This window comes from Streptomyces sp. NPDC002680, assembly GCF_042889145.1.
In the GTDB taxonomy this organism is placed as follows: Bacteria; Actinomycetota; Actinomycetes; order Streptomycetales; family Streptomycetaceae; genus Streptomyces; species Streptomyces adonidis.
In genome coordinates, this window is the sequence record NZ_JBIAQP010000011.1 from 161,388 (window position 1) to 174,180 (window position 12,793).

The window sequence follows — 12,793 nt, forward strand, 5'->3', positions numbered from 1 at the left end:
GTCCCGGGAAGGCACCGGGGTGGGTGTCGTCCGCCGTAGTGGTCCGGCCGCGTCTGACCTGCGCTCGCGACCCTCCGCGAGGGCCACGCCCGCAACCCGCCCCGTGGCAGCCCTCGGGCCCCTTCGGGACAGGGGCCGTGACCGGAACGGTCGCCGCGTCGTCGGTTGTGGGCGGCAAGGGGCGGCCCTCGACGAGGGCCGCCCCAGAGATCCGCTCCCCCTGGCTACTCTTCCGCGTCCCCCAGCACCGCAGTCTGCACCTGTGTCGAGTTGCGGCGTGTCACCCGTGTGCCCCTGCCCGGGGGGAGGTTGCGGCCCTTCAGGGAGCCCGTGATGAAGCCCTCCGACGGGGGGCAGGAGAGCAGGATCAGCGGGGTGTTCACCTCCTGCATGCGGCGGACCAGGCTTTCGCCCATTCCTCGGCTGGCGCCTGCCGCCGAGCGGGCGAGGATCACGTGGACGCCGACCTCCCAGCCGAGGGCCAGGTGGCCCAGGAGGGGGTCGAAGGGGGCGTTCATGGGGCCCGTGCCGACCATGTCGTAGTCGTCGACCAGGATGAACAGGCGGGGGCCGTTCCACCAGTCGGCCCGTCGCATCCGGGACGGGGTGATCTCCTGGCCGGGGAGGCGGGAGGCGACCGCTCGGGCCGCGCCCGCGACCAGGTCCTTGAGGGCGTCGATGGAGACGGCGTGGCCCAGGCGGTACTCGTCCGGGACTGCCTCCACCAACTCGCGTCGGTAGTCGACGACCATGATGCGGGCCTCGGCCGGCGAGTAGCGGTCCATTACCGCCTTGGCCGCCATGCGCAACATGTTGGTTTTGCCGCTTTCTGTGTCGCCTACGACTATCAGGTGCGGGGTTTCCGTGAAGTCGTGCCACACCGTGGAGAGTTCCTGCTCCTCCAGGCCTATCGCCATGCGGAATCCGCCGCCCGCCGGTGCTTCGGGTGCGGGGAGGTCTGCGACCGGCAGGTGCGTGGGCAGCATGCGGACCGCCGGGGCTGCCGGGCCGAACCAGCTCTCCCGCACCGCCGCCACCAACTCCGCGACCCCGTCCGTGAGGTCCTCCGCCGACTCCACCCCGTCGATCCGGGGCAGCGCGGTGAGGTAGTGGAGCTTGGTGTCCCGGGTCAGGCCACGGCCGGGCATCCGGGGCACGCTCTTGGCGCGCCGCATGTCGATCTCGGAGTCCATCGGGTCGCCCATCCTCAGTTCGAGGTGGGTGGCCGCCTGGTCTCGGACCGCCGAGGTCAGTTCCACCCAGCGGGCGGTGGTGACGATCAGGTGGATGCCGTAGTTGAGGCCGCGCGCCGCGATCGCGCCGAAGGTCTGAATGTACTTGTCGAAGTCCTGGCGCACCGTGGACCAGCCGTCGATCACCAGGAACACGTCACCGTGCTGCTCGTCGGGGAACTCCCCGGCGGCCCGGCGGCGCCGGAACGTCGCCATGGAGTCGATGCCCTCGGCGAGGAAGAAGCGTTCCCGGGCCGCCAGCAATGACGTGACCTCGGCGACTGTCCGGCTCACCCGCTCGGTGTCCAGGCGGGCCGCTACGCCACTCATGTGGGGCAGTCCGGCGAGGCCCGCCAGGGTTCCGCCGCCGAAGTCGAGGCAGTAGAACTGCACTTCGCGCGGGGTGTGGGTGAGCGCGAGCGAGGTCAGGATCGTGCGGACCATCGTGGACTTGCCGCTCTGCGGACCGCCCGCGATCGCGATGTGGCCGCCCGCGCCGGACAGGTCGAGGGTGAGCAGGTCGCGCAGCTGCTCGAAGGGCTTGTCGACGATGCCGATGGGGATGGTCAGGCGTCCTCGGCCCGCCCAGTCGACCGCCGTGAGGCCCAGTTCGGGGTCCGGGGTGAGCGGCGGCAGCACCTGGTCGAGGGTGGCCGGCAGATCCAGCGGGGGAAGCCACACCTGGTGGGCCGGCGGGCCCGCGTCGCGCAGCCGTTCCACGGCCACGGACAGCAGCGTGTCGCCGCTCTCCTCCGTCTCGGCGGTCGGGTCGGGGGCGGGCAGTTGCCGGGGCACGACATGGCTCGTGGTCCACGGCACGGTCTGGCTGGCCACCCGTACCTGATGGGCGCCGCCGCCCCGCTTCTCGTACGCGCCGGAGACGTACGCGGCGCGGAAGCGGGTCAGCTCCTCCACCCCGGACTTGAGGAAGCCGCTGCCGGGCTGCGGCGGCAACTGGTAGGCGTCGGGGACTCCGAGGACTCCTCGGCTCTCCATCGCGGAGAACGTCCGCAGACCGACCCGGTAGGACAGGTGGCTCTCCAGCGCGTGCATGCGGCCCTCGTCGAGGCGCTGCGAGGCGAGCAGGAGGTGGACGCCGAGGGAGCGGCCGAGGCGGCCGATCATCACGAACAGCTCCATGAACTCGCGGTGCGCGGCGAGCAGTTCGCTGAACTCGTCGACGACCACGAACAGGCTGGGCAGCGGCTGCAGCGGCACTCCGGAGGTGCGCGCCTTCTCGTAGTCGAGCGCCGAGGTGTAGTTGCCCGCGGCCCGCAGCAGTTCCTGACGGCGCATCAACTCGCCGTGCAGGGCGTCCTGCATACGGGAGACCAGCGCGGCCTCACCGGCGAGGTTGGTGATCACGGCGGAGGTGTGCGGGAGTTCGTCGAGACCGAGGAAGGTCGCGCCGCCCTTGAAGTCGACGAGGACGAAGTTCAGCGTCTCCGAGGAGTTGGTGAGGGCGAGGGACAGGACCAGGGTGCGCAGCAGTTCGCTCTTGCCGGAGCCGGTGGCGCCGATGAGCATGCCGTGCGGTCCGGTGCCGCCCTGCGCGGACTCCTTGATGTCCAACTCCACCGGCCGGCCGTCCACGCCGACGGCGATGGGCACCCGCAGCCTGGCGGCTCCGGTGTGCTGCTGCCAGAGCCTGGCGGGTTCGTGGCGGTGCAGGTCGGGGATGCCGAGCAGGGTGGTCAGTTCGACGTTCGTGGCCAGCGGTTCCGCGGCGTCCACGCCGGTGCCCAGGCCCATGCGGTAGGGGGCGATCCGGCGGGCCAGGCCCGTCACGCCGACCACACCGAGGCCGTCGGGGCGGCCCAGGACGGTGGTCTGCTCCTTGCGGTCCCGGTCGGTGCGCACCAGCCCGAAGGCGTCGTCGGTGACGTCGAAGCGGAGCGTGACCCGGCCGGGCCGCCAGGCGAGCGCGCCGGACAGGTCCAGGACGACGGTGTTGCGGAAGCCGGGTCCCTCCAGCCGGTGTCCGGTCGGTACGGTGACGCCGTCCACGACGATCACGGTGAACGGCTCCTCCCGGCCGGGCAGGGCGTCCGGGTCGAACTGGGGCCGCTCCTCGAACTCGGCGCCGAGCGAGTCCATCAGCTCGCCGAAGGCCGAGAACGTCATCCGGGCGGGTCCGGCGCCGTCGGTCTCGTGCGGATGCAGGGCGTGCGGGAGCCACTTGGTCCACTCCCAGTCCGCGCGGCGTTCGTCGGACACGCACAGCGCGATCCACAGGTCGTCCGGCGAGTGGAAGGTGGCCAGTTGGGCGAGGATCGCGCGGGCCACGGCCCGGATCCGCTCCTCGTCGCCCCGGAACAGCACCCGGGCCCAGGCCCGCAGATAGATCGCGATGGGCTGGCCTGGCACGGTCGCGTAGGCGCGGATGAAGCTGCGCAGGGCGTGTGCGGCGAGCGGTTCCAGGTCCTCGACGGGGCTGGTGGACGTCGGGGTGAGCTTCAGGCCGAGCTTCTGTTCGCCGACGGCGACCCGGACCTCGCCGAAGTCCTCGTCGCGCGGGCGGCGTTCCCACAGCCGGGTGGTGCCGACCATCGACCAGAGGGCGGCGGGTTCGGGGTGCCGCCAGGCCAGCGCGCGCTGCTGGTCGACGACGGCGCCGCGCACCTTGCGCCGGATCTGGCCGAGATAGCGCAGGTAGTCGCGCCGTTCGCCCTTGAGCCGCTGTTTGCGTTCGCTACTGCGGCGCATGGCCTGGCCGACGATCATCGCCGCGGCCGCGACCACCATCACACCGAGGGCGAGATAGATGAATCCGCCGCTGCCGCGGGTCATTCCGGGTCGCATGAACATGAACATCATGGACACGGACATCATCGCCATGGGGAGGTACGTCCACACGGCGGAGGAGTCGGGCACCACCTCGGGGAGCGCGGGCGGCTCCTGGAGGTTCAGCTCCCCGTCGGGCATCTCCGGGCCTCGGCGCCGGGCCGGGCGGCGGAACAGGACCACACTCAAGGAGCTTCTCCTTCGGGGGACTTACGGCGGCTTGAGGGGGCTTGCGGCGGGTCGGCCCGCACCGGCGACGCTGTCCCGGTGGCGGCTGCGGCCCCACGGTGCACCTGATACTACGATCGTCACATCGGCCGCCAACGACCGGTCCTGCACGGCGAATTCGCCAGAGAACCGGCCGGGCGCGGTATTTGACGGAATGTCATTCGGCGTTCCGGTCCAGGACACGGAAAGCACCTTCAGAGAAGCGTGAGCAAGCCCGATGACTGACACACAGATGGCGGAGCTGTGCCGACTCACGGTACGAGCCCCGGCCAAGACCATGGATCTGGCCGTGCCCGCCGACGTGCCCGTCGCGGATCTGCTGCCCGCGGTCCTCGGCTACGGCGGCGACGACCTCGAAGAGGCCGGGATCGACCACGGCGGCTGGGTGCTCCAGCGGCTCGGCGGCGAGCCGCTGGACGAGGAACGCACCCTGGACTCGTACGACCTCAGGGACGGCGAGACGCTCTTCCTGCGGCCCCGTGCCGAGGCGCTGCCCGAGGTGCACCTGGACGACCTGGTGGACGGCATCGCCACCACCATGCGGGAGCGGCCCTACGGCTGGAGCCCCCGGGCGAGCCGGTGGCTGCTGCTCGGGACGGCTCTCGCGGTGCTCGCGGCCGGCATCCTGCTGGTCGCGCTGCCGGGCGGCCCCGCCGCACCCCGCGCGGTGTTCGCCACGGCGGCCGGGCTGCTGCTGCTCGCGGGCGCCGGCGCGGCGAGCCGGGCGGTCGGCGACGCGGGCGCCGGCGCCGCGCTCGGCTTCATGGTGGGGCCGTATCTGGCGCTGGCCGGCTGGCTGCTGCCGGGCGGGGAGCTGAAGGGCCCGGAGCTGTACGAGGTGCTGGGCTCGCGGCTGCTCGCGGCGACCGCGGCCGGGGCGGGCGGCGCGGTGCTCGCGCTGGCGGTCGTGGCCTCGTACGCGGCGCTGTTCCTCGGTCTCACCGTGGTCTGTGTGTTCGGGGCGCTGGCGGCGGTGCTGATGCTCGCGGCGGATCTGCCGCCGGTGCATGTCGCCGGGATCCTCGCGGTCGCGGCCGTGGTCCTCGGGGCGTTCGTCCCGACCCTGTCGTTCCGGATGTCGGGGATGCGGATGCCGCCGCTGCCCACCAACGCCCAGCAGTTGCAGGAGGGCATCGAGCCGCACCCCACCGCCACGGTGGCCTCCCGTGCCGTGCTCGCCGACGGCTGGATGACCTCGCTGTACGGGGCGGTGGGCGTGGTCACCGGGGCCTGTCTGGCGGTGCTGGCCCGGGAGGACGACCTGCCCGAGACGATCATGGCCGTGGTGCTGTCCCTGCTGCTCCTGCTGCACGCGCGGGGCCTGGGGAACGTCTGGCAGCGGCTGTCGCTGGTGGTTCCGGGCGTGGCGGGTCTGCTGGCGCTGGTCGTCGTCGCCGTTCCGCAGTCCTCGCCGGGGATGCGGCTGGTGAGCGCGGCGGGTCTGCTGGCGGCCACGGCGGGTCTCGCCATCGCCTCCTGGACCGTGCCCGGACGGCGGCTCGTGCCGTACTGGGGGCGGATCGGCGAGATCCTCCACTCGGCCATGGCGATCAGCCTGCTGCCGCTCAGCCTGTGGGTGCTCGGTGTGTACGGCGCGCTGCGCTCCCTCAACGGCTGATTCGAAAACGGCTGATCCGAAAGGGATAACGCTGTCATGCAGTCCAAACGCGATCAGGTCCAGGCGCACATGTTCGTCATGGGGCGGCTGACCTCAAGCATGCTGCGGGCGGACCCGGACGCCCCGGAGAGCCCGCAGGGCCGGACCAACCGGGGGGTGGTCATCGGTGTGGTGATCGCCGTGCTGATCTCGGCCGGGGCGTTCGTCCTCGGTCTGCTCAAGCCGGGCACCAAGGACTCCTGGCAGGCGACCGGGACCCTGGTGGTCAACAAGGAGACCGGCTCCCGCTATCTCTATCTGGACGGCCGGCTGCGGCCGGTGCGGAACTACTCCTCCGCGCGGCTGCTGATGGGCGCCGACATGAAGGTGGTCACGGTCGGTTCCGCGTCGCTGCGCGACACACCGCACGGAGCACCGGTCGGCATCGACGGCGCGCCCGACGCGCTGCCCGGCGGCGGGGACCTGGACACCGGCCCGTGGCAGGTGTGTTCGGGCACCGCCTCCGGTTCGACCGGCACCACCCTCGCGGTGGGCCGGGAGGCCACCGCATCGGGCCTGCCCACCACCCGGGCGCTGCTGGTGACCGGCCCCGACAAGGCCGACTATCTGGTGTGGCGGGGCAGCAAACTGCGCCTGGACGACGCGTCCAACGCCCGCGAGGCCCTCGGCTACGGTTCCACTCCGCGTACGGCGGTGTCGGCGGCGTTCCTCAACTCCCTGCCGTCCGGCCCCGATCTGGCCCCTCAGCAGGTGCAGGACAAGGGCGCGGCCGGACCCTCGCTGGGCGGCCTGCGCACCCGGCTCGGCCAGGTGTTCCGGGTCGCCGTGCCCGGCACCGCCGAGCGTTACTACCTGCTGGAGAGCACGGGACTGACCCCGCTCACCGCCACCGGGGCCGCACTGCTGCTCGGCGACCCGGACACCCAGGAGAAGGTGTACGACGGCGGGCCCGCGCAGGTCGCCGTGCTGGGCGCGGACGCCCTGAACGGCCGGCTCACGCCGGGCACGAGCGAGGCGGCGCAGAACCCGGACCTGCCCCAGGCACCGCCCGAGGTGGTCGGCATCGACGAGGACACGACCGCCTGCGTACGGATCACGACCAGCGCGGAGGGACCCCGGGTCAGCGTGGCCATCGAGACGGCGGCGGCACTGGGCCCGGCCGCGCAGGCACCGCCGGAGGGGCTGACGCCGGCCTGTCTGCCGGTCGCCCGGATCACCGTACGGCCCGGCGGCGGGGCCCTGGTGCGGGCGCTCGGGGCGGGCGGCAGCCAGGTGGGCGGCACGCTCTACCTGGTGACGGACACCGGGATGAAGTACCGGGTGGGGACGGCGAAGGCGCTGTCCGCGCTCGGCTACTCGGAGGGCCAGGCGAACGGACTCCCCTCGCCGCTGCTGGCGATGCTGCCGACCGGTCCCGATCTCAGCGCGGAGGCCGCTGTGGTGGGCGAGAGCGGCACGACGGCACCGCGCTGCGAGGCGTCGTAATCGCCCGTCGTCGTAAGCGCCAGGCGTCCGCGACGTTAATTCTCAGGCCGAATTGCCCAAACCACCGAACCGGACGGGCAGAGGTGACGTCCATCATTGATGGATCAACTCACGCATGTCTAGGCTCACTTGAACCACTAGAATCCCAGGAGGCGCGGATCCATGGCACCTACAGGTAAGCAGCAGTCACAGGCGGATGCGACCAAGAACGGCGTCACCGCGCTGGAGCAGGCCTTCACGGGTGTCCAGAAGTGCCGCCAGGACGTCGAGAACATGAAGCACAACCTCTCCTCCGGCTACTCCGGCAGCGACGGTGGCGCGTTCCAGAAGCTCCTGGAGCGCTGGGACCAGCAGGCCGAGGTCATCTCGAACAACCTGCAGAACATGATCGACACGCTGAACGAGACGCTCAAGTCCCAGGGCCAGCAGCAGGGTTCGTCCAACCAGGCCATCCAGGAGGCGTACAGCCGGTCCGAGGCCATCTTCGAGGCTCTGCGCGGCTAGCAGGCGCACTCCCCCCACCCCTGACCCGACCGCCTCAAGACAAGGACAGCCATGCCCGACTTCACCGACGGACTCATCTACGTCGACTACTCCCACATGAACAACGCCGCCGACGACATGGTCCAGCAGACCAAGGCGATCGACAGCATCCTCACCAACCTGGACGCCGAGCTCCAGCAGCTCAAGGAGACCTGGGAGGGTGACGACAAGAACGTGTACGGCGAGAAGCAGGCGGCGTGGAACAACGCCGTCGCCGAGATGGAGCGGATCCTCGGCGAGAACTCGGCCCTGCTGAACGAGGTGTCCGACAGCTACCAGTACAGCGAGAAGTCCCTGACGCAGCTCTGGGAGAGCGTGCGCATCGGCGGCGCCTGACCCCATGAGGGCGGCACGCCCACCCAGGCGGCCGTCCGCGTGCGCATTCCGCGGACGGCCGTTCCTTTCGTGCCCCTCGACGCGGGGCGGGACCTGACGGACGCAGGAGCAGGAGGAGTACGGAATGGCGGAGAACACTCCCACGGTCAATCTGAACAAGGCGTGGCTGCAGGCCTTCCTCACGGACGACATCGGCCCGTTCAGGACTGCGATCAGCGCCCTGAAAGGCGAGGGCGAATCCCCGATCGACTCGCGGGCGGTGCCGGCGGTGTTCGACCTCGTGGCGGAGGGTGGCGGGACGGCTGTCGGCTTCCTGGACGGGCAGGTGAAGCCGCTCGCGATCGGCACGATGGCGACGGAGACCGGCGGCCGGACCAACGGCGGGAACGTCGCGACGAAACTGGCCGAGCTGGTCGAACAGGTCACGGCGATCATCACGCACCAGGGAGAGCTCTTCGAGGAGATCGAGGACGACCTGGAGGCGACCATCAAGGACATGTTCAAGACCCAGGACGAGAACATGGACAAGATCGACGGCAAGAAGTTCGTCAACTTCTTCGAGGACGTGGACAGCATCCTGTCCGAGGGCCCCGGTTCGTCCGAGGACAACGACGACTGACCGTGCCGCCGCGCCGTGTGCGTGGCCATCGCCCTCGCTCACCGGACCCTGAGTCCTTCTCCCGAAAAGGCCCCCCGCCATGGCGCTTGACCCCAGCAAAGTCACCAACGATCTCACCGCCACCAATGACGTGTGGTCCGAGGCGGTCAAGTTCCTCACCGGCTATCCCGTGCCGGCCAGGGACGGGCTTTTCGACACGCTGGTCGGCAACGAGGGCATCCCACTGATGAAGGTGGAGATCTCGGACATGGACTCCGTGGACTACGTCGACACGGAGGACTACAACTGGCTGTCCGAGAACGCCGGGTACAAGATCAACAACACTGACTTCGTCATCCCGTTCTACACCGCCAGCGGCGGGGAGGGGTCGACGGTCTCGTACCACAAGGCGCGTATCACGCTGCTCGGGGACCACAGTGAGAAGGACGGTGAGCTGACCGGTGGTGTGACGGAGGGCGGGACGTTCACCAGCCACATCAACAACCACCTGGGAATGGACGGGAAGCCCACCTGGGACACCCGGCCGCTGAACCGTTACAGCTACGGCTCCGGGCGCGCCCTGGAGGCGTTGCTGTGGGACCCCGAGGGCACCCACGGATTCTCGTTCGGCGGCGAGCCCGTTCCCAACGGCAGTTCCGTCACCCTGGCGAACTTCGACGTGGTGGCGGGCTCGTTCGACCGGGTGGCGAAGTTCTTCATCGACCAGCAGAAGAAGGTCGAGGAGTGGCAGGGCAGGCTCGGCACCGAGGAGAACGAAGCCTGGCGCGGCCAGGCGGCGGGTGTCTTCTGGGATCTCATCGACAAGCTCAACAAGATGTACACCGACTACGCGGAGGACATGAGCCCCAACGGGACCTACTACTCCAAGCAGGGCAACGAGATCCGGGACGCCAAGACGGCCCTTCAGACGGCCGTCGGTGATCTGCAGCGGGAATGGGCGAGCTGGGAGTGGGAAGACGGCAACCCCTTGGTGCACCTGCACAAGATCCTGTCGTCGATCACCGATTACGCGTGGGACCACAACATCACGAAGATCACCTATGACGTCGAGGTCCTGGGTGACTCCGTCTACACGACCTATGAGGCGGAAGCGAACTTCAGCCACCAGGCCGTGCTCGCCGGCGGGCACAATCTGCCGGCCGACTGGACGGGCAAGGACTTCGGTCCGCTGAAGGACCTCAGCACCTGGGCGAACATCGGGAACCAGGCGATCCTGCTCTGGCAGAAGTCCGTCGAGGACCGGCTGGAGAAAGTGGCCGTCTCCGCACTGAACTCCCTGCGTGACGCCTGGAGCAACGCGAACTTCGATCTCGGCTCGGTCAAGTCCCGTACCGGTGACACCCTCAAGGAGGGATACACCGAGGACAAGTCCGAGATCGCCGAGGAGAAGGCGAACAAGGCGGCGGAGGAAGCCGCCGCGGCCGCCGCTGCGGCGGCCAAGAAGCAAGAAGAGTTCATGCAGTGGCAGAAGGAACAGGCCATCAAGGCCGAGGAGGAGCGCAAGAGGGAGAAGGCGGAGGCCGAAGCCAAGGCGAAGGAAGCCGAGGCCAAGGCGGAGCAGAAGGAGAAAGAGGCCGAAGCCAAGGCTGAGCAGAAGGAGAAGGAGGCCGAGGCAAAGCAGGCCGCCGCAGAGGCGAAGCAGGAGGCCAAGGAGGCCGAGGCAAAGGCCGAGCAGGAGCAGAAGGAGAAGGAGGCGGAGGCCAAGCAGGCCGCCGCGGAGGCCAAGGCCGACCAGATCCGTACCGAGCAGGAGGCGAAGCAGGAACAGAAAGAGGCCGAGGCCGAGGCGAAGCAGGCAGAACAGGAAGCCAAGCAGGAGGCCAAGGAGAAGGAGGCCGAGCAGAAGCAGGCTGAGGCGCAGGCGCGTCAGGAGCAGCTCCAGATAACGCAGATGAACCAGGCCAAGGCCGAGCAGGAGCGGCAGCGCAAGGAGCAGGCCGAGAAGGAGGCCGAGGCCGAGGCGAAGCAGGCCGAACAAGAGGCCAAGCAGGAAGCCAAGCAGGCCGAACAGGAAGCCAAGCAAGAGGCGAAGGAAGCCGAGCAAGAGGCCAAGCAGGAACAGAAGGAGAAAGAGGCCGAGGCGAAGCAGGCCGAGCAGGAGGCCAAGGCCGACCAGATCCGCGCCGAGCAGGAGGCCAAGCAGGAGGCGAAGGAGGCCGAGCAGGAGCAGAAGCAGGCTGCCGCGGAGGCCAAGGCCGAGGCCAAGGAAGCCGAGCAGGAAGCCAAGCAGGAACAGAAGGAAAAGGAAGCCGAGGCGAAGCAGGCCGAGCAGGAGGCCAAGGCCGACCGGCTCCGTGCCGAGCAGGAGGCCAAGCAGGCCGAGGCGGAGGCCAAGTACGAGGCCGAACGGCGGTCCGTCCTCAACAACGGCGACCTGTCCCAGCTGTCGCCCACCGACATCAGCGGCCCGGTCGACGACAGTGTGCTGGACCTCGGTGGCGGCTCCCTCAACGACGGTGAGCTGAACGTTCCCGGCGGCGGCGAGACCCATATCGACTCGGACGGCCGTGTGGTCACCGAGTACCCGGACGGCAGCTCGACGACGATCGACCCGCTCACCCACACCTCGACCGTGACCCGGCCCGACGGCTCCACCATCTCCGGTCCGCTCAACTCCGGTGATCTGCTGACCAATCCGGACGGCAGCTCCACCCACCTGGACCCGCAGGGCAACGTGGTCACGCAGTACCCGGACGGCACCGTCCAGACCGTCGACCCGGACACCGGCACCACCACGATCACCCACCCGAACGGCACGACGGCGTCCGGCAACCTCAACGGCAACCTCAGCCTGCCCTCCGTCAACACCCCTTCCTTCAACAGCCCTTCGTACGGCGACTACGGCTCGTACGAGGAGGAGCTGTACGACGGTTCCCCCTACCAGTCGCCGCTGGACTACGGCTCCTCGTCGGGGGCCCAGCAGAGCCCCACCCGTCAGCTCCTGAACGCCGGGCCCTTCCCGGGTCTCAGCACCAGCGGCTCGGACGTGGCGAGCAACGCCGCGAGCAGCAGCGGGTCGCCCGGTGGCGGCATGCCGATGGGCGGTGGCATGGGCGGCGGTATGGGCGGTGGCGGGGCCGGCGGGGAGAACGGCGAGCGCGTCCGTAACGTGTTCGACGGCGATGTGGTCAGCAACCGTCGTACGAGGGCGGGCGTACGCCCCAATCCCGGAGGTTACGCCGACGACGAGGTACGGGTGGCGGCGAGCGGTCCCACCACCGCCGGCAGCACCCCGTTCCTCCCTGGGGCGGGCGGCCCCGGCGGACCCGGGCAGACCCAGACGCAGAGCGGCGACCGGGCCCGCGACGCGTGGGAGCCGGAGGACGACGACGTGTGGGGAACGGACGAAGGGGGCGCGCCCGCCGTGATCGGCCGGTGAACCGGAGGACCCGGGGCCGCGTGGCCCCGTATCGGATGACCATTGCCGAGATGACCGCTGTCGGGATGTCCGGTGTCGGGATGTCCGCTGTCGAGCAGGGAGGTGCCCGTTGAGCGAGTCGATGGAGCGGAAGCTGGCCGCGGCGATGGCCGAGCTGACCGCCGTGCAGGAGGCCGTCGCCCAGGCGGAGAGCGAACTCAGCCGGGCCACGGCGACCGTGCGGTCCCGGGACCGCGTGGTGGAGATCACGGTCGGTCCGCAGGGCGAGCTGACCGGGCTGAGGTTCCTGGACGGCAAGTACCGCAACATGCCCGGCCCGCAGCTGGCGACCTCCATCCTGGAGGCCGTGCAGGAGGGACGGGCCCAGATGGCGCGCAAGGTCATGGACACGTTCGCGCCGCTCACCCAGCGCGAGGGCGCCGGCTCGGGCATCGACCTCGACTGGGACCGGATGTTCGGCTCCGCGATCGACCCGGAGGGCGGCAGCGGTTACGGACGGCCGTCCCGGGACCGGCTGCGCGACGAGATCCACGAGGACACGGACGACACCTTGCCGAGGGGACGGTAGT

General features: G+C 70.0%; 8 protein-coding genes. 7 read left to right on the forward strand and 1 reads right to left on the reverse strand.

Annotated features, from left to right (window positions below; genetic code table 11):
- Positions 1-224 precede the first annotated feature (224 nt).
- Positions 225-4,199 carry a type VII secretion protein EccCa gene (gene eccCa, locus ACFYXF_RS28270; RefSeq protein ID WP_389353910.1) on the reverse strand — a complete coding sequence of 1,325 codons (3,975 nt, stop codon included), beginning with the start codon at positions 4,197-4,199 and terminating at the stop codon, positions 225-227.
- 262 nt (positions 4,200-4,461) lie between these two features.
- On the opposite strand from eccCa, the gene eccD reads away from it, so the two are divergent.
- The 7 genes from eccD (at position 4,462) to ACFYXF_RS28305 (ending at position 12,792) form a co-directional block, all read left to right on the forward strand.
- Complete coding sequence (gene eccD, locus ACFYXF_RS28275; RefSeq protein ID WP_389353557.1) at positions 4,462-5,862, forward strand: type VII secretion integral membrane protein EccD; 1,401 nt, start codon at positions 4,462-4,464, stop codon at positions 5,860-5,862.
- A 36-nt stretch (positions 5,863-5,898) separates the two neighbouring features.
- On the forward strand, positions 5,899-7,347 hold the full coding sequence (gene eccB / locus ACFYXF_RS28280) for a type VII secretion protein EccB (RefSeq protein WP_389353558.1): 1,449 nt from the start codon (positions 5,899-5,901) through the stop codon (positions 7,345-7,347).
- 162 nt (positions 7,348-7,509) lie between these two features.
- Positions 7,510-7,851, forward strand: a complete 342-nt coding sequence (locus tag ACFYXF_RS28285) for a WXG100 family type VII secretion target (protein ID WP_389353560.1) — start codon at positions 7,510-7,512, stop codon at positions 7,849-7,851.
- A gap of 51 nt (positions 7,852-7,902) precedes the next feature.
- Positions 7,903-8,226, forward strand: coding sequence for a WXG100 family type VII secretion target (locus tag ACFYXF_RS28290; RefSeq protein WP_389353562.1), 324 nt, complete (start codon positions 7,903-7,905; stop codon positions 8,224-8,226).
- A 124-nt stretch (positions 8,227-8,350) separates the two neighbouring features.
- The gene (locus ACFYXF_RS28295; protein ID WP_389353563.1) at positions 8,351-8,845 is read left to right on the forward strand and encodes a type VII secretion system-associated protein; all 495 of its coding nucleotides are present in this window, start codon (positions 8,351-8,353) and stop codon (positions 8,843-8,845) included.
- Positions 8,846-8,924: 79 nt separating this feature from the next.
- Positions 8,925-12,224, forward strand: a complete 3,300-nt coding sequence (locus ACFYXF_RS28300; RefSeq protein WP_389353565.1) for an AAWKG family protein — start codon at positions 8,925-8,927, stop codon at positions 12,222-12,224.
- A gap of 109 nt (positions 12,225-12,333) precedes the next feature.
- Entirely contained in the window at positions 12,334-12,792 is a 459-nt protein-coding gene (locus tag ACFYXF_RS28305; protein ID WP_389353567.1) for a YbaB/EbfC family nucleoid-associated protein, read from the forward strand.
- Position 12,793: the final 1 nt, after the last annotated feature.